Origin of the sequence: Kitasatospora setae KM-6054 (genome assembly GCF_000269985.1) — a bacterium.
In the GTDB taxonomy this organism is placed as follows: domain Bacteria; phylum Actinomycetota; class Actinomycetes; order Streptomycetales; family Streptomycetaceae; genus Kitasatospora; species Kitasatospora setae.
In genome coordinates this window covers 6569615-6590628 of sequence record NC_016109.1, presented here as the reverse complement: position 1 = coordinate 6590628, position 21014 = coordinate 6569615, and the positions used below count along the sequence as shown (strand labels likewise).

21 protein-coding genes are annotated in these 21014 nt (G+C 75.3%); 12 read left to right on the top strand and 9 right to left on the bottom strand.

From position 1 onward, the window contains the following. Positions 1 to 44: 44 nt before the first annotated feature. From KSE_RS29105 to KSE_RS29095, 3 genes are all read right to left on the bottom strand, one after another. Positions 45 to 227, bottom strand: a complete 183-nt coding sequence (locus tag KSE_RS29105; RefSeq protein ID WP_033258224.1) for an FxLD family lanthipeptide — start codon at positions 225 to 227, stop codon at positions 45 to 47. 67 nt (positions 228 to 294) lie between these two features. Beyond that, the gene (gene fxlM, locus KSE_RS29100; protein ID WP_014138947.1) at positions 295 to 1518 is read right to left on the bottom strand and encodes a methyltransferase, FxLD system; all 1224 of its coding nucleotides are present in this window, start codon (positions 1516 to 1518) and stop codon (positions 295 to 297) included. A 314-nt stretch (positions 1519 to 1832) separates the two neighbouring features. Beyond that, a complete protein-coding gene (locus tag KSE_RS29095; RefSeq protein ID WP_014138946.1) occupies positions 1833 to 2255 on the bottom strand; it encodes an ATP-binding protein in 423 nt (140 codons plus the stop codon). Between the two features lie 200 nt (positions 2256 to 2455). Here KSE_RS29095 and KSE_RS29090 point away from each other — a divergent pair, with 200 nt between their 5' ends. Continuing rightward, complete coding sequence (locus KSE_RS29090; RefSeq protein WP_014138945.1) at positions 2456 to 3328, top strand: helix-turn-helix domain-containing protein; 873 nt, start codon at positions 2456 to 2458, stop codon at positions 3326 to 3328. Beyond that, on the top strand, positions 3325 to 3546 hold the full coding sequence (locus tag KSE_RS29085) for a DUF397 domain-containing protein (protein WP_014138944.1): 222 nt from the start codon (positions 3325 to 3327) through the stop codon (positions 3544 to 3546). Before KSE_RS29090 ends, KSE_RS29085 begins: the two co-directional genes overlap by 4 nt. A gap of 71 nt (positions 3547 to 3617) precedes the next feature. On the opposite strand, the gene KSE_RS45950 is transcribed toward KSE_RS29085, so the two are convergent. The 3 genes from KSE_RS45950 to KSE_RS29070 all read right to left on the bottom strand — a co-directional run bounded on the left by KSE_RS45950 (position 3618) and on the right by KSE_RS29070 (position 6035). Continuing rightward, positions 3618 to 3740: a hypothetical protein gene (locus KSE_RS45950; RefSeq protein WP_255519007.1), complete on the bottom strand. Its 123-nt coding sequence runs from the start codon at positions 3738 to 3740 to the stop codon at positions 3618 to 3620. 430 nt (positions 3741 to 4170) lie between these two features. Beyond that, positions 4171 to 5445, bottom strand: coding sequence for an MFS transporter (locus KSE_RS29075; protein ID WP_051055415.1), 1275 nt, complete (start codon positions 5443 to 5445; stop codon positions 4171 to 4173). Between the two features lie 5 nt (positions 5446 to 5450). After that, positions 5451 to 6035, bottom strand: coding sequence for an NADPH-dependent FMN reductase (locus tag KSE_RS29070; protein ID WP_014138941.1), 585 nt, complete (start codon positions 6033 to 6035; stop codon positions 5451 to 5453). A 255-nt stretch (positions 6036 to 6290) separates the two neighbouring features. On the opposite strand from KSE_RS29070, the gene KSE_RS29065 reads away from it, so the two are divergent. Genes KSE_RS29065 through KSE_RS29045 form a run of 5 tightly spaced genes read left to right on the top strand, consistent with a single transcriptional unit; the run spans position 6291 to position 13681 of the window. After that, positions 6291 to 9806, top strand: a complete 3516-nt coding sequence (locus tag KSE_RS29065; protein WP_014138940.1) for an ATP-grasp domain-containing protein — start codon at positions 6291 to 6293, stop codon at positions 9804 to 9806. After that, positions 9803 to 10396: an NADPH-dependent FMN reductase gene (locus KSE_RS43035; protein ID WP_014138939.1), complete on the top strand. Its 594-nt coding sequence runs from the start codon at positions 9803 to 9805 to the stop codon at positions 10394 to 10396. Before KSE_RS29065 ends, KSE_RS43035 begins: the two co-directional genes overlap by 4 nt. Before the next feature lie 2 nt (positions 10397 to 10398). After that, positions 10399 to 11871, top strand: coding sequence for an ATP-grasp domain-containing protein (locus KSE_RS38845; RefSeq protein WP_014138938.1), 1473 nt, complete (start codon positions 10399 to 10401; stop codon positions 11869 to 11871). Then, positions 11868 to 13085 carry an MFS transporter gene (locus KSE_RS29050; protein ID WP_014138937.1) on the top strand — a complete coding sequence of 406 codons (1218 nt, stop codon included), beginning with the start codon at positions 11868 to 11870 and terminating at the stop codon, positions 13083 to 13085. The genes KSE_RS38845 and KSE_RS29050 overlap by 4 nt, the downstream gene beginning before the upstream one ends. Before the next feature lie 41 nt (positions 13086 to 13126). Then, entirely contained in the window at positions 13127 to 13681 is a 555-nt protein-coding gene (locus tag KSE_RS29045; protein WP_014138936.1) for a hypothetical protein, read from the top strand. 40 nt (positions 13682 to 13721) lie between these two features. Here the strand turns inward: KSE_RS29045 and KSE_RS29040 are convergent, their stop codons facing one another. Then, positions 13722 to 15209: a M1 family metallopeptidase gene (locus KSE_RS29040; protein WP_014138935.1), complete on the bottom strand. Its 1488-nt coding sequence runs from the start codon at positions 15207 to 15209 to the stop codon at positions 13722 to 13724. Positions 15210 to 15588: 379 nt separating this feature from the next. On the opposite strand from KSE_RS29040, the gene KSE_RS29035 reads away from it, so the two are divergent. Further along, a complete protein-coding gene (locus KSE_RS29035) occupies positions 15589 to 16779 on the top strand; it encodes a YVTN family beta-propeller repeat protein (RefSeq protein ID WP_051055413.1) in 1191 nt (396 codons plus the stop codon). Positions 16780 to 16843: 64 nt separating this feature from the next. Here the strand turns inward: KSE_RS29035 and KSE_RS29030 are convergent, their stop codons facing one another. Beyond that, positions 16844 to 17380, bottom strand: a complete 537-nt coding sequence (locus tag KSE_RS29030; RefSeq protein WP_033258220.1) for a hypothetical protein — start codon at positions 17378 to 17380, stop codon at positions 16844 to 16846. A 510-nt stretch (positions 17381 to 17890) separates the two neighbouring features. On the opposite strand from KSE_RS29030, the gene KSE_RS29020 reads away from it, so the two are divergent. Further along, the gene (locus tag KSE_RS29020; protein ID WP_014138932.1) at positions 17891 to 18544 is read left to right on the top strand and encodes a ScbR family autoregulator-binding transcription factor; all 654 of its coding nucleotides are present in this window, start codon (positions 17891 to 17893) and stop codon (positions 18542 to 18544) included. Between the two features lie 87 nt (positions 18545 to 18631). Here KSE_RS29020 and KSE_RS29015 read toward each other — a convergent pair whose 3' ends face one another. Continuing rightward, complete coding sequence (locus KSE_RS29015; protein ID WP_033258218.1) at positions 18632 to 18826, bottom strand: hypothetical protein; 195 nt, start codon at positions 18824 to 18826, stop codon at positions 18632 to 18634. Between the two features lie 448 nt (positions 18827 to 19274). Here KSE_RS29015 and KSE_RS29010 point away from each other — a divergent pair, with 448 nt between their 5' ends. The 3 genes from KSE_RS29010 to KSE_RS29000 are packed head-to-tail and all read left to right on the top strand — an operon-like array spanning position 19275 to position 20925. Next, positions 19275 to 19529, top strand: a complete 255-nt coding sequence (locus tag KSE_RS29010; RefSeq protein ID WP_014138930.1) for a hypothetical protein — start codon at positions 19275 to 19277, stop codon at positions 19527 to 19529. A gap of 23 nt (positions 19530 to 19552) precedes the next feature. Then, entirely contained in the window at positions 19553 to 20137 is a 585-nt protein-coding gene (locus KSE_RS29005) for an RNA polymerase sigma factor (protein ID WP_014138929.1), read from the top strand. Further along, complete coding sequence (locus KSE_RS29000) at positions 20134 to 20925, top strand: MGMT family protein (protein ID WP_014138928.1); 792 nt, start codon at positions 20134 to 20136, stop codon at positions 20923 to 20925. Before KSE_RS29005 ends, KSE_RS29000 begins: the two co-directional genes overlap by 4 nt. Positions 20926 to 21014: the final 89 nt, after the last annotated feature.

The window sequence follows — 21014 nt, the reverse complement described above, 5'->3', positions numbered from 1 at the left end:
GGGCTGGGCGCGGCCGGGCACCGTGATGAACGCGCTCCGACCGGCTACGGGCAGCTCACGCACGCGGTGGCGCACGTGGAGTTGCAGCCGTCGTTCGTCAGGCGGATGAGCTGGTCCGCGGCGGGACCGCCCTCGACGATGGTGATGTCCAGCTCGAAGTCGGCCAGGTCGTACTGCTCGTCGGCCGGCCGCGCGGACGCGATGGGGCCCTCCAACTGCACGGTCATGCATGCCTCCTTGGGGCAGATCGGTTGATGGTGCACGGCCCGGACCCCAGGTCGGGGCCCGGGAGTCTCAGCGCCAGGTCGCCGTGACGATGCCGTGGCGTCGCCGGACGGCGTTCCGGGGCAGGGGAACGGGCACGGGGCCCGGCAGGTAGCGGAACGTCGCGGCACCCCGACGACGGTGGTCACGGGCCCAGCGGCGAAGCAGCGTGGCGTACTCGTCGGCGAGCGCCTGGGCACCGGGCCCGTGGGCGACCACGCCGCTCTCGAAGCCGCCGGTGTCCGCGTTCTCGCGGCGGGTGCGGTAGGCGAAGCTGTCCTCGCTCACCAGGACGGGCACCCCGAACAGCGCGGACGCCTCCACGAGGCCGCGCTCCACCACGTCGTTGGCGGCGTGCAGGCGGGCCGGGCTCGACAGGTTGAACGTCAGGTACAGCTCCAACTCGTCGGGCAGGTCGTACGCGGCCCCGGACCAGCACTCCAGCCTGGGCCCGTCGAGCGCGCGGTTCAGCGCCTGGGCGTCGAGCGGTACCCGCACGTCGTCGGTCTGTACGGCCACACCCTCGCGGAGCAGTACCCGGCGTTCTTCCGCCGCCCCTTCTCCCTGCATGGGCACGAACCGGGCCAGGCTGTAGGAACGGCTGACCAGACCCTCGTCGTCGCTCTCGGGGCCGCGGTCACGGTCGAAGGCGATCGAGCGGGTCGTGCCACAGACTGTCAGCGGCACGACGAGACGGCCGGACGGCGCCAGACCGCTGATCCACGACGGGGGGATGTCCCACGCGGCGGCCGTGACGGTGATCAGGTCGTACGGAGAGCCGTCGGGCACGCCGCTCTCACCGTCGGCCAGGACCGTCCGCACCTGGGGGTATCCCGCATCGTCCAGGCATCGTCGGGCCCGGTCGATGACATCGCAGTCGATGTCGACGGTGGTGACCTCGCCCGCCTTGCCGACGAGTTCCTGGAGATAGGCGGCGTTGACGCCGCCGGAACCGATCTCCAATACCTTCATGCCGGGCTCGACTCCGGCCTGCTCCAGCATCACGGCCTGCAGATGAGCGGCAGACATGACGCTGAGCTCCAGGCCGTTCTCGTCCTTCTTGACCGGCACCGTGCGGTGCGGATCGTAGACGAGCTCCAGAGGCGCCTCCGGTGCGAACCGGTGGCGGGGCACCGCCGCGAAGGCGGCGGCGACCGGCTCGGACCTGATCCCGTCCTGCTCGCGCAGCGCACGGACCATGTCCGAGCGCAGCACGCCGGGATCGCGGACCAACGAGTCGTCGATGGAAGTCATCCGATTACCTGTTTCTGTCGGGAAGTTGGCGCTTTCGGCGGCCCGACTCGGTCCGGCGCCCAGCAGGACGCCAGCCAGAGCTCCATGCCGTGCGGGTAGGTACGCGCCGCAGTGGGGGCGGGCTTCGGGGTTCGACTGCGGGTCCGTCGGGGTCACCCCGCGCCGAACGTGGTCGGTGGGCATGATGTCCTCGGTCACTCCTTCCGCTCCCACCTCGTCTGGCGCGTTGGACAGTTGGCGTTCACGCGGCCGGGCGCGCCCCGGACCCGGAGCGGCCTCGGGGCGGCCGGTGGGGCAGCAGACACCTGACCTACTTACCGACCGGCGTCAAGGCGACCTCCCAGCCCGGCGCAAGTGCCGAAGCGAGCAGCAGCCCCCCGACCGCCCTCGGCCTGCCGATCGCCAGCCGTGGTGCCACAACGTCGCGGCAGTTCACCCGGCTCCGGGTCATGGCCCCTCACCCTCACCCCGTCCGTACCCGTGGCAACCTCGACGACCAGCGGCACTCCGTCCCCGCACGCCCGCACCGCGTTCCCCACCAGCTCGCTCACCAGCAGCTCCGCATCCTGGGCCAGGTCGAGGCCGATGCCGGCCTTGCCCAACCTGAACACCGCCAGCCGCCGCATCCTCGCCAGGCTCCCCCGGTCGGCGACCAGGTGGACGATCACACCCGCCGCGCCGTCCTGGACGTAGAACCCGGGTTCGCTCTGCAACAGTTCGTCGGCTGCCGCGTCCACGGCCCCTCCCTATCTGCGGGCTAGCGTCCGCGCAGCATCGGAACAAGTAACGCTCAGCTGACGTCGATTGACGATCAGTTAGCGCCTGCCCTCAGAGCATGGACCCTTCTTGAGTTGGGCGCAAGGTTTCTACCCAAGTGGGTCGAGCGTTCGAACGAGAGGGCTCGCCTTGCTCGTATGGGCAGTGCGACACTCTGCGCATGTCCAACTCTCCGCTGGTTCCCACCGTCCGGCGCCGTCAGCTCGGCAAAGCCTTGAGGGGTCTGCGCAACACGGCCGGGCTGACGCTCGACGGTGCGGCCGAGACCATGGGCTGGAAGGGGCCGAAGCTCTCGAAGATCGAGAACGCCACCCAGTCCCTCCGCCCCGCCGAGCTCGCCGGCCTGCTGACGGTCTACGGCGTCAGCGACCCCGAGGTGTCCACCGCCCTGGACAGCCTCGCCAAGGACGCCGGCAAACGAGGCTGGTGGCAGACCTACGGCGGTGTGCTGTCACCGGCCTACGCGGACTACATCTCGCTGGAGACCGACGCGGAGAGCATCCGCATCTACTCACCAGGACTGATTCCCGGGCTTCTGCAGAGCGCGGCCTACGCGCGCGAGACCATCGCGGCGATCGCGATGACCCGCACCCCCGAGGAAGTCACCGCCCTGGCCGAGGTCCGACAGGCCCGGCAGGCTGTCCTCAGCCGCACCGGCCGCCCACCGCTGGAGCTGTGGGCGATCATCCCCGAAGCAGTCCTTCACCAGCGTTTCGCGGTGCGACCGGCCATCATGCGCGAGCAACTGCAGCGACTGCTCGACGCGGCCGAACTGCCCAACGTGACGATCCAGGTCATGCCGCTGGAGGCCACCCTGCACCCGGGCACCATCGGCGGATTCAACTTGATCGGGTTCCCCGGGCCGCTGCCCGACGTCGTGCAGTTGGAGAACCTGCTCGGATCGTCCTACGTTGAGGACGCCGACGGCGTGAAGCTCCACGCTGCGGCCTTCGAACGGATCCAGGCTGCTGCCCTGCCGCCGGAGGATTCGCTAGCACTGATCGCACGCATGGAAGAAGGAACCCGCAAGTGAACGCACCGAAGGCCGACCTCTACGCCTACGACCTCAGCGGCGCCGTCTGGCGCAAGTCCTCCGCCAGCGGAGGAGAGGGCGAGTGCCTTGAGGTCACCGACCTGCCCGGTGGGGGCCGAGCCATCCGCGACTCCAAGAACCCCGACCGCACGCCGCTGTGCTTCACCGCCCGCGAGTGGGAAGCCGCCAAGGCAGGCATCCTCGCCGGCGAACTCTGATCTGCCCGGACGCGGTCGAACGCGCGCCGGCCTCGGGGTGACACCGAGGCCGGCCCGGGGCCTCCCAGTTGTCAATCCCACGTGATACCCGAGAGCAGGCCGTCGAAGGCGAGTGCGCGCATGGCGGTGTCGAAGTCGTCCCACTCGTGCGCGCAGCGGCAGCGGGCGAAGACCTGGTGGAGAACGTTGAGCAAGAGCCGGCCGCGACGGGCCTGGCAGTGGGCGGAGGTGAGGGGATGCCGCGGGCGTCGAATTCGCCGGGGCACGAGGCGAGCTGACAGGGCGCCCTGCGCCGCCACGGCAACGAACTGCGCAAGTCCGGCCTGCACACCCGCGACCTCGCCACACACCCGTCGCCCGCGCCGAAGCCGTCATCCTGCTGGCTCGCGCCGCCGGAACCGGCTGCCGCACCAGCTCCAGCGGATCCTGCGCGCCGGCAGCACCCTCCCCGACGTTCGGGACGGCGCCGAAGCCTCTCTGCGGCACCTGCGGGCCGTCATAGCGGCCTGACCCCTGACCACGGCGACCACCTGACAGTCGGTACGGCCAGAGCAGGTACCGGACAGCGCCGGACACCACCGCCCGCACCCGCCGGGGCCCCCGGGCCCGGGTGGCGGGCGGGGGTCAGGGTGGGGTGCGGTGGGTGGCGAGGAGGGCCGCGCAGGTGGTGAGGAGGGTGGCGAGGAGGCAGCCGAGGCCGGTGGTGGTGGCGGTGGCTTTGGGGAGTTGGGCGCCGAGGGCGCCGCCGATGTTGAGGGTGAAGCCGTAGAGGGCCATCGCGGTCGGGGCGTTCGGGGTGCCGGTGGTGCGGGCGCCGAGGTGCTGGACCAGGGCCGGGCCGACGGTGGCGACGCCCAGCATGAAGACGGCGAGGGCGAGGGCGAGCCCGCCGGTGTGCCGGCCGGTCGCGGCGGTGCCGAGGGCGCCGAGGGCCGCGAGGGCGAAGCCGGCGGTGGCCCGGCGGGGGGCGGGGACGCGGCCGAGCAGCGGGGCGAGCAGGACGGCGGTGAGCAGGGCGGGCAGGGCGGTGGCGCGCAGGGCGAGCATCGCCTGGTCGTCCCGGACGAGTGCGGGCGGCCCGTACAGTTGCAGGCCGGTGTAGACGGCGGTCATGCCGGTGGAGCAGAGCAGCGCGGCCAGGTAGAGCGGCAGCAGCCGGACCGGCCGGATCGCGGGCCGGGCCGCGGGGACGGCCGCGGAGCGTCCGGGGCGGTCGGCGGGCAGCGTCCGGTGCAGGACGGCGGCGCCGAGCAGCAGCAGCGGCGCCCAGGCCAGGAACACCCCGCGCCAGCCCAGCAGCGAGGCGAGCAGCTGGGATTCGAGCTGGCCGGTGACGACGGTGCCGGCCATGCAGGCCGAGACGACGGTGAGCGCGAACGGCAGCCGGGCGGGCGCGACCCGGGCGTTCAGGCAGGCGTACGCCATCGGCACGTAGACGCCCGCGCCCGCGCCCTGCACGGCCCGCAGCGCGAGTCCGGCGGCGAGGCCGCCGCCGAACGGGACGCACGCGGTGGCCAGCGCCAGCACCACGACGCCGGTCACCGCCACCGCCCGCGTGCCGTACCGGCGGGCCAGTTGCCCGCTGAGCAGCGAGACGACCGCGTACGGGGCGGCGAAGGCGCTGGTCGCCCAGGTCGCGGTGGAGCCGGGGACCCCCCAGGCGGCACCGAGCCGCGGCAGCAGCGGGATCGTCGCGTAGAGCTGCCCCACCACCAGCGTGCCGACCAGCGCCAGCGCCGCCACCAGCCCCGCGACGGGCGGCCCGGCGGAGCGGGAACGCCCAGCGGCGGGACGGGCGGTGGCGGGGCGGGCTGCGGTGCGGGCGGTGGTCCGGCCGGCAACCGTGCCCGTGCCCGTCCCCGCACCCACGCCGGCGCCCGTGCGGCGAGTGGTCGGCATCAGGGTCAGGAGCCGTAGGGCTGCTGTGCCTTCTTGTCCCGCAGCGCGGTGCCCCACCACTCCAGGCCGTCGAGCAGCGACTTGGCGGCGGATTCGTGGTGGGTGGGGTCGATCAGGTTGCCCTCGTTGTCGAACAGGCCCCAGTGGCTGTGGAATCCGACGGCGTCGCGGACGCTGACCATGTGGCACTCGGCGAAGATCTGCCGGAGGTGCTCGATGGCGCGCTGGCCGCCGGCCAGGCCGCCGTAGCCGACGAAGCCGACCGGCTTGGCCTGCCACTGGGTGGTGTGCCAGTCGATCAGGGCCTTGAGCGAGGCCGGGAAGGAGTGGTTGTACTCGGGGGTGACGACGACGAAGGCTTCGGCCCGGTCGAGTCGGCCGCCGATGTCGGCGAGCTTGGCGGCGAGTTCCTGGTCGGGCTGGTCGGTGAGGCTGTTGGGGAGGTCGTAGTCGGCGAGGTCGACCAGGTCGACGGCCAGGCTCCCGCGCCGGCCGGCGACGCCGGTGAACCAGTTGGCGATGGTCGGGCCGGAGCGTCCCTTGCGGACGCTCGCGATGATGACGGCCACGCGCAGGGGTTCGGTGGACATGCGGTCCCCCACCTTTCTCGGGTTGTTCGGGCCGCGCCGGCGGGCGCGCCACGGGGTCCCCACTGTCGTCGGGCGGGCGGGGCGGCGGACAGCGCCCGGCGGCCAGTCCGTCACCTCGGGCGGCCGCCGCCCTCCCGCCGCCCTCCCGCCGCCCGGCCGCCGGGAGGGGACCTGACGTGGTGTGGGCGCCGTGCTGGGCGGCGTGGTCCGGGTGCGGAAGATTCGGGACCTACCGCCCTCCCTGAAGGATTGACCATGCACATCGTCATGCTGGAGGTTGCCCTCACCCGCGGCTTCGGCTTCGTGGACGACCTGGTGGACGCCGGGGCCGAGGTCAGCGTGATCGTCGAGGACCTCCGGGTCTACGCCGGGGTGCCCGGCTTCGAGAACCGGCACCGGGCCGCCCGGATCATCGAGGTGCCGTCCACCCGGGACGTCCTCGACCTGGCCGGGTCGGTGCGTGACCGGCTCGGCCCGAACCCGGTGGACGGGGTCGTCTGCGTCACCGAGCACTGCATGCCGACCGCCGCCGCGCTGGCCCGTGACCTGGGCGTGCCCGGGGAGTCGCTGGAGACCGTGCTGCTGATGCGCGACAAGGCCGCCGTCCGGGCCCGGCTGGACGCGGCCGGGCTGGGCACGCTGCGCTGGCGGACGGCCGGTTCGGCCGCCGAGGGGCTGGCCGCAGCGGCCGGTCTCGGCTACCCGCTGGTGGTGAAGCCGAACGCGGGCTGGGCCTCGCAGGGCGTCACCGTGGCGTGGCGTCCGGAGCAGGTGGAGCGGGCGCTGCGCGCGGCGTTCGCGCCCCCGGCGGCCGCGCCCGCCGCGTTCGCCCCGGGTCCCGATCAGGTGCTGCTGGAGGAGTTCCGGTTCGGCCGGCACATCAGCGCCGAACTGCTGGTGCAGGACGGCCGGATCCTCTTCTACGGCTTCTCCGAGCGGCTGCCGTCCCGCCCCGGGACGACCGCGGAGCTGGGCGGCCACTTCCCCGCCGAGTTCGAACAACGGGGCGCGGCACGGGAGTTCGTCCGGGAGGTGGTGGAGGCGCTGGGGGTGCGGAACAGTCCGATGCACATCGAGCTGCTGGTCACCCCGACCGGCCCGGAGCTGCTGGAGGTCAACGGCCGGATCGCCGGCCACGCGGTGACCCGGCAGCTGGAGCTCGCCCTCGGCCGCAGCGTCACCGCCGACCTGGCCGCGCTGGCGGCCGGCCGGCCGGTGCCGGAGGTGGACGAGCCGGTGGCCGCGGTCGCCCTGCGGCAGCTGTGGAGCCCGTACCCGGGGACGGTGCGCGCGGTCGCGCTGCCCGCCGCCGCCCCGGAGGTGGCCGAGCTGCGGGTCGGGGTGGCGCCGGGCGACCGGGTGCGCGCGCTGGACTGCAACTACGACCGGTACGGGCACGTGCTGGCGGTCGGCGGCACCGTCGCGGAGGCGTGCGCCGCCGCCGACCGGGCGGCCGCCGCCGTCCGGGTGGAGATCGAGCGGGACGCCACTGCCGACACCGCCGACCAGGCGTCCCCCGACCGGACCGACGGCGCCCCGCACCTGCTGCTGGTGCTCGACCCGGCCGCCGAGGGCTCCGCCGAGCTGGCCCCGGAGCGGGTGCTGGCCGCGCTCGGCGGCGCCACCGGCCGGCTCAGCGTGCTGTGGACCGGCCCGGCGGCCGACGCGGCGCCGCTCCGGGCGCGCTGGGAGCGGCGCTACGCGGGTGAGTGGCTGGACGCCCCGGACGAGGCCGCCGCGCACCGCGCCCTGGCCGCGCTGCGCGAGCGCCGCCCGGTCGACGCGGTGCTCGGCTGCTCGCCGGGCGCGGCCCGGCTCGCCGAGCTCCTGGAGGGCTGCCCGGCGCTCCCCGGCGCCCCGGAACCGCAGGCCGCGCCCGCCAGCGCGCCCGGCACCGCGCCCGGCCTGCGGGTGGTGTCGTACCTGGACGGCGGGACGGTCCGCCACCTGGGCGTGTACGAGGAGCTCCCGGCGGAGCCGGACGGCTCGCGCTCGCTGCTGTGGCGGGCCGGGCCAGCAGCGGCCGAACTGCCCGCCGGGCTGCTGGAGCGGGCCGAGGCGGCCGCCCGCCGCACCGGCCCGGCGCGCGGGCTGGTGCGCTACCCGGACGGCGCGGACCGCGTCCTGCCCGGTCTGGACCAGGACGCCCGGGCGCTGCTGGACGCGGTCTTCCCCCGGCCGGTGCTGGCACTGGCCGCGACGGCGGCGCTCGGGCTGGGCACGGTCTGGCCGGAGCCGCGGCCGGGGAGCGCGCTGGTGCGGGTGCTGGCCGCGCCGCCCGGGCGGTTCCGGGTGGTGGCGGCGCCCGAGCCGGGCCCGCTGCGCGACGAGCCGGCGGTGGCCTCGGTGGACGCGCCGCCGGCGGCCGGCCGGGTGCTGGACGGCGCCGCCGTCTGGCTGCGCTACGCGGTGACCGGGGCCGACGCCGCGGCGTGCCGGGCGGTCGCGGCCCGGGTGGAGTCGTTCACGGCGCTGCGGCACGAGTCGCTGGCGCGCACCCACGTGCTGCTGGTGGACCGCTCGGGCGGCCGGGCCTGGACCGACGAGGACGGTTCGGCGGTGCTGCCGGCCGACCGGTACCGGGTCAGTGTGATCGGCGCGCCGCCGGTGCTGGCCGCGCCGGTCGACCTGGCGCACCAGGCCGACCCGTTCGACCTGTCCGCGCTGGACTCGGCGGCCGACGCGATCCACGCCGTGCACCCGGTGGACCGGGTCTCGGCGGGCTCCGAGCGGCTGCTCGGCCCGGTCGCCGAGCTGCGCTCCCGCTACGGCGCGGCGGGCGACGACCGGGACTTCACCCGCAGCGTCCGCGACAAGGCGCTGATGAAGCGGGTGGCCCGGGCGGCGGGCATCCGGCACGCCCCGGGCGGGGTGCTGCACGAGCCGGCCCTGGCCCGGGAGCTGCTGGCCCGGTACGGCGCGGTGGTGCTGAAGCCGCGCGAGCTGTCCGGTTCGCAGGGCGTCGCGGTCTGCCGGGACGAGGCCGCCCTGGACCGCTGGCTGCGCGAACGGTTCACCCCGGGGCAGCAGTTGGCGGAGGCGTTCGTCGACGCCCCGATGTGCCACCTGGACGCGGTGGTGCACGACGGCAGCCTGCTCTGGGACGTCTCGGTGTACCGGCGCGACACCCTCGCGTTCACCCGGGGCCTGCCGCTGTCCAGCCTCGCCCCGGACGACCCGGTCCTGCGGGCCGCCGCCGGGCGGCTGGTCGAGCAGGTGGTCGAGGCGTGGCGGATCCGCTCCGGCGTGCTGCACGTCGAGGCGTTCGTCGAGCCGGACGGCCTGACCCTGTGCGAGGTCGCGGCGCGGCCGGGCGGCGGCGGCATCGTCCCGGCGTTCCGGGCCACCCGGGGCGTCGACCTGCGGCACGCCAAGGTGCTGATCGACGCGGGCGACTCGCCGTGGCGGCTGCGCCGCGACCCGGTCGGCGCCTACGCGGGCTGGACGGTCCACTACGCCTCGGACGGGCGGCTGGCCGAGTTCGACGACTCGGCGGTGGCCGCCGCGGCCGTGCACCGCGCGGTGGCGGGCCGGGTCGGCGAGCTGCTGCCCGCCTCGGACTTCTCCGGCACCGGCCTGAGCACCCACGTGTTCGCCGCCGACTCGGCGGCCCGGGTGGACGAGCTGGTCACGCTGGCCGAGTCGGCCGTCCGGATCCGGATCGAACCGGTCGGCGCGACGGCGGGCGCCACAGCGGACGGGGCGGCGGACGCAACGGCGGGCGGGGCGGCGACCGTCCCGGTGCCCGAGCCGGCGGGGGTGGCGCGGTGATCCTCGGGGTCCTCGGCAGCGCGGCGGAGGACTCCCGCAGCCGGCTGGCCCTGCACACCGTCGGCGAGCTGGTCCGCGCCCACCGGGAGCCCTACGACCTGCTCGACCTGTCCCTGGAGTTCCACCACCTCCAGGACCTGGCCGACTACGACCACCCGGACCCGTCCGGGCAGACCGCGGCGCTGCGCCGCCGGTTCGCCGGGGCCTCGGCGGTGGTGCTGGCCACGCCGGTCTACCACGGCACGTACAGCGGCCTGCTGAAGAACGCCCTGGACCAGCTGCTCAGTTCGGCGTTCGAGGGCCGCCCGGTCGGCCTGCTGGCCAACGGCGGCGGCCCGCGCGGCGCGGCCATCGCCTGCGACCAGCTGCGGACCGTGGTCCGGGCGCTGAACGGCTGGTCGGCCCCCACCCAGGTGTCGACCTCGGCGGCGGACTTCGTCGACGGCCGGCCCGTCCCGGCGATCCTCGACCGGCTCGGCGACATGGTCGGCGAGCTCGTCGGGTTCCTCGCCGACCGGCGGCAGCGGCAGCCACAGCTGTCCGCCGACGCCCTCCTCCATCCCACCGTTCTCCAGACACAGGGGAATTGACCATGTCGAACACCTCGTCCAGCTCCGCCGCCCCCGAACCGCACCTGCTGCTGATCGCCGGGGTCGGCGGCCTGTCCGCCGAGGAGGGGATCGCCGCCGCGCGCGGCGCCACCTCCCGGGTCAGCGTCGCCTTCGTCACCGCGTGGGGCCGCACCGACGCGGTGCGCGCCGCCTGGCGGGACGGGCGGCCCGGCGAGGACGGCAGCGAGTTCCTCGCCGTGCCCGACCTCGACTCCGTGGTGGCGGCCGCCACCGGCCTGCACGGGCGCAGCCCGATCGACGGCGTCGTCACCTACTCGGAGCTGCTGCTGCGCCCGCAGGCCGAACTGGCCGACCGGCTGGGCCTGCCCGGCAACAGCCCGGAGTCGGTGGCCCGCGCCCAGTCGAAGGCGCTCCAGCGCCGGGCGTTCGCCGCGGCCGGGGTGCCCTCGCCGCGGGCCGCCGAGGTCCGCCGGGCGGCGGACCTGCCCGGGGCGGTGGCCGCGGTCGGCCTGCCCGCCGTGTTCAAGCCCTCGCTGGGCGCGGGCAGCCAGGGCGTCCGGGTGGTGACGGACGAGGCCGAGCTGGCCGGGCTGCTCGCCGCCGCCGCGGACCTGAACTCGCCGTTCCTCCAGGAGGACGACGCGTACCTGCTGGAGGAGGCGATGCCGATCGCCGGCGACGGCTCCTCGGTGTACGCCGACTACGTGAGCGTGGAGTCGCTGCTGTTCGAGGGCGTCGCCGACCACCTGGCGGTGACCGACCGGCTGCGGCTGCGCAACGGCTGCGTCGAGGAGGGCGCGGTGCTGCCCAGCCGGCTGCCCGCCGAGGCGCGGCGGGCCGCGGTCGACTGCGCGGACCGGGCGATCCGGGCGCTCGGCCTGACCCACGGCGCCGTGCACACCGAGGTCGCGCTCTGCCCGGACGGCGCGAAGGTGATCGAGGTGAACGCGCGGGCCGGCGGCCCGCTGCCGAGCATGTTCCTGATCGCCGCGGACTACGACTTCGCCCGGGACATCGCCCGGGTCGCGCTCGGCCTGCGCCCGCTGGAGCGGCCGGTGCCGAAGGCGGTCGCCTGGGTCCGGTACGTGCCGATCCCGGCGGGCGAGTGGCGGGTGGTCGCGCAGCGCTCCGCCGAGGAGGCCCGGGCCGCCCACCCCGACCTGCTGAAGATCGGCCTGCGGTTCGCCCCCGGCGGGGAGACCCGGCGGGACGTCACCCAGCACCTGGTGGTGTTCACCGTCCGGGGCGCCGACCTGGAGCGGGCCCGGACCACCGCCGAGGCGGTCGAGCGGTTCCTCGACATCCGGCTCGAACCGCTCGACCCGGCCTCCACGCCCGCCACGCCCGACCCGCTCGACCCGCTCGACCCGGCCTCCACGCTCGAACCGCTCGACCCGCTGGTCCCGCTCGCCCCGGAGCTCGCCGTCGCGGCGGCCGCCCTGGCCGGTCCGGTGCCGGTCTCCGTCGCGGCCGCCGCCGGGGGTGCCCGGTGAACCGGCGGCGGGCGCTCGCGGTCGGCCTGGCGGACTCCACCGGCCTGGGCATGTACCTCGCGTTCTCCGCGGTGTACCTGCGGAGCGCCGTCCACCTGGACAACGGGCAGATCGGCCTGCTGCTGGGCCTGGCCGGGTTCGCCTCGCTGATCGGGGCGATCCCGGTGGCCCTGTTCGCCCAGCGGGTCGGGCTGCGGGCCGGGCTGCTGACCCTGTTCGCGGTCCGGGCCGGGTCGTTCGCGGTGCTCGGCTGCGCGTCCTCGTTCACGGTGGCCGCGGCGGGCGCCGCGGTCGGCGGCCTGCTCAGCCGCAGCATCGGCCCGCTGATCCAGTCCGCGCTGATCGCCGACGCCGACTCGGCGGAGGCCGTCCGGCAGTTGGCGGCGCTGCGCTCGCTGCGCAACGCGGGCATGGCGGCCGGGGCGCTGCCGGTGACCTTCGCGGTGGCGGTCGGCGAGGCGTGGGCGTACCGGGCGGTGATGTTCACCTCGGTGCTGCTGTTCGTCGGCTGCGCCCTGGTGTCGGCGACCTTCCGGTCCGCCGGGGAGGTCAAGCGGCCGGTCCGGCGGCGCGGCAGCGGCATCGGCCGGGACCGGGCGTTCCTCGCCGTCACCGCCGTGTACGGGGCGCTGACCCTGTCGGCGATCCTGCTGGGCATCGGCCTGCCGCTGTGGATCACCCAGTACTCGGACGCCCCGGGCTGGACCGTCGGCCTGGTCCAACTCCTCAACACCGTCCTGGTGGTGGCGCTGCAGGTGCGCACCAGCCGCGGCTCCGAGGACCCGGCCCGCGGCCGCCGGATGCTGGTCGCGGGCGGCCTGCTCTCCGCGCTGGCCGCGCTCACCACCCCGCTCTCCGGCTTCGGCGGGCACTGGGCGGCGACCGGCGCGGTGGTCCTCACCGTGGTGCTGTTCACCGCCGCCGAGCTGTACATCAGCGCGGGCGGCATGAGCCTCGCCCTCGCCCACACGCCGCCCGGCCGGCGCCCGCTCTACCTGGCCACCTTCAACCTCGGCTTCGCCGGGGCGACCGTCCTCGGCCCGAGCCTGGTCAGCTTCGGCCTGACCGCCGGCACCGCCGGCTGGCTGGCCTGGGCCGCCCTGTTCGCCGCCCTGGCCGCGGTCTCCGCCACCGTCCCGACCCGCCCGACCGCCACCGAGCCCGCACCCACCGCCGCCCCCACCCTCCGGAAGGAGGACCAGCCCGCCGCCTGAACACCCCGCCACTGCCCGGACCCGACCCCTACCATGCCGCCATGGGACTCATGGACGACATGGAGCGGGAGCGGCGGGCCGCCGGGGAGCGGGCCGCCGAGGGCGACCGGCGGGCGGCGGAGCGGCGGGCGGTCGCCGGGCGGGTCTGGGCGGACTTCCTGGCGTACTGCGCGGAGTTCGCCCGCGTCGCACCGGGCCTGGGGTTGGCCCCGTCGACCGGGCGGGAGCGGGTCGGCGACCGGGCCGTACGGGTGCACCCGGGCGGCTGGGTGGTCGGCGTGGCGGGCCAGGCCGACCGCTCGTTCTACGTCACCACCGAGGGGCGGCCGCTGCGCCAGGTCGCCCTGAAGCGGGGCCTGTTCTCCGGCGGCACCTCGCACGCCGGGTACGCCCCGCTGGAGGCCGACCCGGCGCGCGAGGTGCCGTTCCCGTTCCACCTGGAGACCCGGGTGCTGCTGGGAACGGCCGAACTGGCCCGGGCCGACATCGCCACCCTCGGCGGAAGCCTGGCCCTGCCCGACCCGCCCCGGTCGGACTCGCCGGACCCGCAGTTCGCCAAGGTCCTGATGCTGGCCATGCTGACCCCGGGCCGCTGAGCCCCGGACCGCTGAGCCCCGGGCCGGCGGGCCGTCCGGGTCAGCCCAGTCCGGTGTGCAGGGTGCCGGTCTCCCGGATCCGCTGCCAGGACTTGGGCTCGGCCGGGGCCGGGGTGTCGGCGCGGAGGGCGGTGGTGGTGGCGGGGGCGGTGCCGGCCGGGCCGGGGCCGGTGGGGGGCTTGCCGGGGGTGAACAGCCAGGTGGTGAAGAGGTCGCCGAGGCCGCGGCCGGCGATCCGCTCCGCGTACGCCTGGAAGTCCTGGACGGTGGCGTTGCCGTAGCGGTGCTCGGTGGGCCAGCCCTTGAGGATCCGCAGGAAGACCTGGTCGCCGACGGTGGTGCGGAGCGCCTGGAGGGCGAGGGCGCCGCGCTGGTAGACGGCGTCGGCGAACTGGCCGTCGGGGCCCGGGTCGCCGGGGGTGACGGTCCAGAACGGGTGGTCGGCGGGGTAGTAGGCGTAGATCCAGTCGGCGAGTTCCTGCGCGGTGCCCTCGCCCTCGTGCTCGGACCAGAGGAACTGCGCGTACTGGGCGAAGCCCTCGTTGAGCCAGATGTCGCTCCAGCGGGCGACCGAGACGCTGTCGCCGTACCACTGGTGGGCGAGTTCGTGGACGACGACCGAGGTGTTGGAGCCGCGGGCGAACAGGCCGGGGCCGTAGACGATCCGGGTCTGGGTCTCCAGGCCGCCGCTGCTGGGGATGTTCGGGACGAGGCCGCCGACCGAGCTGAACGGGTAGGGGCCGAAGTAGCCGCTGAGCCAGTCGACGAGTTCGCCGGTGCGTTCGACGCTGGCCCGGGCGGCGCCCGCGTTGTCGCCGAGGTCGGGGCTGTAGGCGTTGTAGACCGGGACGCCGCCGGGCGAGGTGTCCTGGGTGACGTCGAACTTCCCGATCGCCAGGGTCGCGAGGTAGGTGGCCTGCGGCTTGTTCTCGCGCCAGTCGTAGCGGGTCCAGCCGGCCCGGGTGCTGGTGCCGGTGAGCACGCCGTTGCTGATCACCCGGGTGCCGGCGGGGACCCGCACCGAGACGTCGAAGGTGGCCTTGTCGCTGGGGTGGTCGTTGCTGGGGAACCACCAGGCGGCGGCGACCGGTTCGCCGGCCACCAGGGCGCCGTCCGGGGTGCGGCGCCAGGCGGTGTAGCCGCCGTACCGCTCGACGGTGGACGGCACGTCCGCGTAGCGCACCACGACGGTGGTCTCGGCGCCCTTGGGCAGCGGCCGGGCCGGGGTGATCTCCAACTCTTGGTCGCCGGTGGCGGCGAAGGCGGCGGGCCGCCCGTCGACCCGGACCTCGGTGACCTTCAGCGCGAAGTCCAGGTTGAACCGGGAGAGGTTCTCGGTGGTGGTGGCCAGCAGGGTGGTGGTGCCCTCCAGTTCGTCGGTGGCGGGCTGGTAGGTGAGCCGGATGTCGTAGTGCGAGACCCGGTAGCCGCCGTTGCCGAACGTCGGGTAGTACGGGTCGCCCAGGCCGTCCGCGCCCGGGTGGAACCCGGAGGAGGCGGCGGCGGGGACGGCCAGCAGCAGGCTCATCGCGCCGGCGGCGGCGACGGTCAGTCTCTTGCGCACGTGGTCCTCCAGGAGTCGGGGGTGCGGCCGGGGCCGCGCCCCGATCCCTGCCCCGCCGGGCGCCCCGGCAACGCCCCGATCGCCCGCCGAAACGTCAACCTGCCTCCTTTCCACCCGAGTTGGCAAGTTCTGTGCGAGGGTCGCGCACGTGCGCCGGTGGCGTGCCGCGGTCCGGCCGCCGCGCGCCCTGCCCGCGCGCGCCCCGGGCGGCCAGGCTGCCCCCCGGGCACCCCGCGCCCCACCCACTCCGCCGTCCGGCTCCCCTCCAGTCGGCACGTCCGGACGAGAGGTGACGGCAGATGGCAGTGATCCCCGTGGCGGGGTCGCCGGGCTGGCTCCGGCGGTGGCGGCGGCGGTCGCGACGGCGGTCGCGCTCGGCGCGCTCGGCGTGGTCGCGCCCGGGTCGGCGGCGCACGCGCAGGAGCGGCCGGGGGGCGAGGCGGCGGCGCACCGGCTGGTCTACCTCGCCAACACGCGCGCGAACTCGGTGACGGCGTACGACCCGGTGACCGCGTCGCCGGTCGCGACCGTCCAGGTCGGCTCCTACCCGCAGGCCGTGGCGGTCTCCCCGGACGGCTCGCAGGCGTACGTCGTCAACAACGGCAGCGGCACGGTCTCGGTGCTCGACACCGCGACCGGCACGGTCGCCGCGACCATCGCGGTGGGCCGGCTGCCCGGCCCGGTGGCCTTCTCGCCGGACGGCGCCCGCGCCTACGTGGGGCACTACGTGAGCCCGCGGGCGGGCGGCGTCGACGTGATCGACACCGCCACCCGGACGGTCACCGCCACGGTGCCGGTGGGCAGCCAGCCGTTCGGCATCGCGGTGACCCCGGACGGCGGCCGGGTGTACGTGGCGAACCTGATCGGCGGCTCGGTCTCGGTGATCGACGCCGCCACCGACAGCCTGACCGGGACGATCGTCGACAGCCGGGCCCGGATGCCCGCCGCGCTGGCGGTCGCGCCGGACGGCGGCCGGGTGTACGTGGCGAACTACGGCAGCGGCAACCTCTCGGTGATCGACACCGCGAGCGGCGCGGTGTCCGGCGTGATCACGGTCGGGGCCGGTCCCGGCGGCGTGTCGCTCTCCCCGGACGGCGCGCGCGCCTACGTGCCCAGCCAGTCCGACGACACCGTCTCGGTGGTCGACACCGGGGCCGGCCGGGTCACCGCGACCGTCCCGGTCGGCGCGACGCCGATCGGCGTGCTGGCCGACCCGGCCGGCGGCGCCGTCTACGTGGCCAACAGCAAGGACGGCACGCTGTCGGTGCTCGACCCGGCCACCGACACGGTGAGCCGGACCGTCCCGACCGGCAGCAGCCCGTACCAGCTGGCCACCGCGACGGTCGCGCCGACCGTGACCGGGGTGCGGGCGGGCCACGGGCCGGACGCGGGCGGCCCGCCCCGCTTCGAGCCGGACGCCCGGGGCTACGCGTACGTCTGGAAGACCGACCGCGCCTACGCGGGCAGCTGCCGGGTGTTCGCGCTCGGGCTGACCGACGGCACCGTGCACACCGCGCTGTTCGACTTCGACTGAGCACCCCGCCGGGCGGGCACCGGCACCGGAGCCCGCCCGGGCCCGGTGCCCGTGCCGGTGCCGGTCAGGCGATGAGGTCGAACACCGTCTCGACCTTCGTGTCGGCGGTGCGGGCCCGCAGATAGGCGTTCAGGTTGGCGTCGAGCCGCAGATCGGAGGGGATCACCACCTCGACCGAGAACGCCCCGCCGGCGTCCGTCAGGGTGTCGCGCAGGTCGCGCAGCCGGTAGTCCTCGCCGACGTCGCCCTTGATGACGAAGGAGACCCGGACGGGCGTGTCGGGCGGGAAGCCCCGGCCGGTGAGGACCGACTTCGTCCCGCCCTGCCCGCCGTCCGGGGAGGCGCTGAGCACCCGGGCCGCGGTCGGCTTCGGCGTCGGAGTGGCCGCGACCCCGCTGGGCAGCGGGTTCACGGCCGGGGCGGCGCCGGTGCCGCCCGCCGGGGACGCCGTCACGGTGGGGCCCGCCACCGTGACGGTCGGGCCGGGCGCGGTGACCGTGACCGTGGTCTGCGGCCGGGAGTCGTCCGACACCCGGGCCTGGGTGAGGAACCCGCCCGCGAAACCGGCACCGAGGGTGACCACCGCGACGATCGCGGTCACCACGGCGCTCCACCCCTGGAGGTCGATCCCGCCCCGGCGGCCCGGAGCCTCCGCCGCCGGAGCCTCCGCCGCCGGCGGGTCGGTCGGCCGCGGCGGCGCCCCCGGCACGGACGGCGGCCCGGAAGGGCGGCTTGGCATGGTCGGCCCGGTCACTGCGTCCCCCTCGTCCCACGCCCCCCTCGGGCGGTGATCGGACTCTTGGTTACCACAGGACCGCACGACCTGTCGCGGACGAAGGGAACCGCGCCCCCGGCGGTCAGCGGGGGGTGTCGGGGCGGGGGGTGTCGCGGCGGCGGGGTGTCGGGGCGGCGGCGGCCGGTGGTGGACCAGGCCCCGGGGCACACCCGTTGCGATACCCTGCCGTAAATGACCTGTCGCCGCAGGTGGTTGACAAACTTTTGACTCGATCGCCCTGGCGGACCTCGAGCACGCCCCTGCCGGCTGGAGCGGCTGCGTTCCAACGACACAGCGGGCGCTCTTTGGGGCGTCGAGATACCTCGGAGTGAGTAAATGGCGGAGTCCCCGCGCGCGGCCAAGACCCGTGAGGCGATCATCCAGGCCGCGGCCGGCGTGTTCGAGCAGCACGGGTACAACGGCGCCCGGCTGTCGATGATCACCTCCAGGTCGGGGCTGACCATGGGCGCCATCTACTTCCACTTCACCTCCAAGGACGACCTCGCCCGGGCCGTGATGGCCGCCCAGGCGGACGACCTCGTGCTGCCCGACGGCGAGCGGGGCCTGCAGCGCCTGATCGACATCACCCTGTACCTGGCCTCCGAGTTGCAGCGGAACGTGCTGCTGCGGGCCGGGGTCCGGCTGGCGATAGAGCAGGGCTCGTTCGGCGTCCGCGACAGCACCCCCTACCTGCAGTGGGTCGACCGGTTCCGGGACGAGCTGGGCGCCGCCGAGGCCGTCGGCGACCTGCTCCCGGAGGTCGTCGTGGCGGACGTCGCCCAACTGCTGGTCAGCTCCTACAGCGGGACGCAGCTGCTGTCCGAGATCGCCACCGACCGGGCCGACCTGCCCGAGCGGATCGTCCGGATGTGGACCTACCTGCTCCCCGGCATCGCCACCCCGGAGGCCCGCACCCGGCTGCGCCTGGAGCCCTCGGTCGCCGACCGCGCCGACGACGCCGACCGCGGAAACGACCAGCCGGGCCGGTGACCGCCCGGCGGGTCACGGAGGAGGCCGAAGCCGTCCTGGAGGGCGGTTCAGGTCGTTCGGGCCGGACCGCGGCGTTCGACGACGCCTTCACCGGGTGCCGGGGCGGGTCAGCGTGAGGTGGTGGTTCAGCGTCACCGGGGCATAGGTCTCCGCGATCTCCTTGAAGTCCGCCGGGAGCTCAATCCCCAACAGCCCTTCCAGCCCGCCCCATTCGACCGACTCGGGACGGTCGGGGCGACCGGGTCCGACCATGTCGAGAACAGCAGCGAGATAGTCGCGCACGTCGCCCTCCCTCTCGCCCGGGGGCACCGGCCACGGACGTCGCCACCGCCTGGGCCGGAACCCTGACGGGCAGTCGGTCTTCTCCTCCCGCAGGTGCCGCGCGACCGGTCCGCGCCGACCGGGATTCCACCTCACCCGCCGGCTGCTGTCCAGCTGAAGTGACTGACTGCAACCGCGTCACGGAAGTTGGAAGTTGAGCCAGAACCGGGACTCGCGAACAGAGCCAGGCGGGCGCGGCGGCGCAGGCCGGGTTCGCTCCCCCAGGCGTCGGGGAGCAGCAGCCGCCAGGCCCCGGGCCCGGGCGCCGGCCCGTTCGCCGGCCCGTTCGCCGATCCGGTGGGCCGGGGAGCGCCGGTTCGATAACATAGCGAACGCTCTCTACTTTTTTCGGGGGCCGCGCCGCACTTCCCCCTGCCACCGTCCACGGCCAGAGCCGGATGGAGAGCCGATGGTGCAACGACAGAGAGCCGTGCCGACCGGGCCCCGGCTGGTGCTCGCCGCCTCGACCGCGTTCGACCGCGCCGGGTTCGAGGGGGCCTCGCCGGCCCGGATCGCGCAGTGGGCGGGCGTCTCCGGCGGAACGCTGACCGTGGCCCTGGTCCGATCGCTGGAGGAGAGCGCGGAGGTCGGGGCCGCGGGCTGCCGGCCGAGCCGGAGGCGATCGACGCGGGCGACCCCGTGCCGGACGCCGGCAACCACCTGAGTCGGGATGGTGTTTCCCAAGAGATGGATGACGTAGCCGAGCAGCTGACCGAGCTCCTGGCGGCGGATCTGGACGGCGGGTTCACCGAACTCGTCCGGGTCCACGCCAGGGCTGTGCACGCCTTCCTGCTGCGCGTTTCCGGTTCGCCCGCCGAGGCGGACGACCTCGGGCAGGACGCCTTCCTGCGCGCGTACGTCGCGCTCCAGGGCTACTCCCCGGAGCGCCGCCGGGAGTTGCGCCCGCGGGCCTGGCTGATGACGATCGCGGCCAACGTCTGGCGCAACCACGTCCGCGGCAGCGTCCGGCGCCCGGTGTCGCCGGTCCCCGTCGAGGAGGCCGCCGCCACCTGGTCGGACACCGCCCCCGGCCCCGCCGAGCGCGCCGAGCACGGCGAGGACCGCGACCGGCTGGTGGCAGCATTGTCGGAACTGCCGGACCACCACCGCGTCCCCGTGGTGCTGCGCCATGTGATCGGCCTGAGCTACGCCGAGGTGGCCCAGGTCCAGGGGTGTCCGGTCGGCACGGCGAAGGCCCAGGTCTCGCGCGGAATGGGGGACCTGCGTCGGCTGCTGGGAGCACAGGAGGACCTGAAGGAGGTGACCGGATGAACGACGACGGCTCCCCGCCGGACCCCGACCTGGGAGTGCCGGCGGCCCCGCCCGACTTCGCGCTGCGCATCCTGCGGCGCGCGGGCATCGCACGGGAGCACTACGACACCTACGTGCGGCTGGACACCGCCGCAGGCGGGCTCTACACCGCGTTCGGGACGGAGTTCGTCACGGGCTCGGTGCTCGCCACCGGCGGGATGACGGCCGGGCGCTTCGAGGAGCTGCACCGGCGGCGGACCGGCCGCTCGGCGATCGAGACGACCCGGCCGTTCCCCGGGCTCGCGACGGCGCTGCGCACCGGCCGGACCAGGCACCTCCCGCTCGACCCGGCCGCCCGCGGCGACCGGGAGGCCCGGGTGCTGGACGCGGTCCGGGGCATCTCGCCCGGCCAGCTGCGCCCGCTGTCCTGGGTGGCGCGGGAGGCGGGCCTGCCGGACGGGCCGGGCGTCGAACGGCTCGCCGGGGTACTCGCCGCCAACCCGTTCACCGTGCTGGTCCCCTGTCACCGGGTCACCTACGAGGACGGCGCGCCGTGCGACGCGGCGTACCGGCCGGCCGACGGTGACGCGCTGCGCCGGGCCGAGGGCCTGGACATGACCGAGGTCCGGGCGTTCGCGCGCAGCGGCGCGGTCCTGCTGGGCAGCGACACCACCCGGATCTTCTGCTACCCGACCTGCGCGCACGCCCGGCGGATCACCGCCCCGCACCGGGTGCCGTTCACCGGCCCGCGGGACGCCGACCTGGCCGGGTACCGGGCCTGCAAGAGCTGCCGCCCGGTGTCGGTCTGAACCCGGGAGCCACCGGAGGCCCGTGGGCTTCCGGTGGCTCCGGTGCGCCCGGCGGATCCCGGCGGATCCCGGTGGCTCCCGGCTGCGGC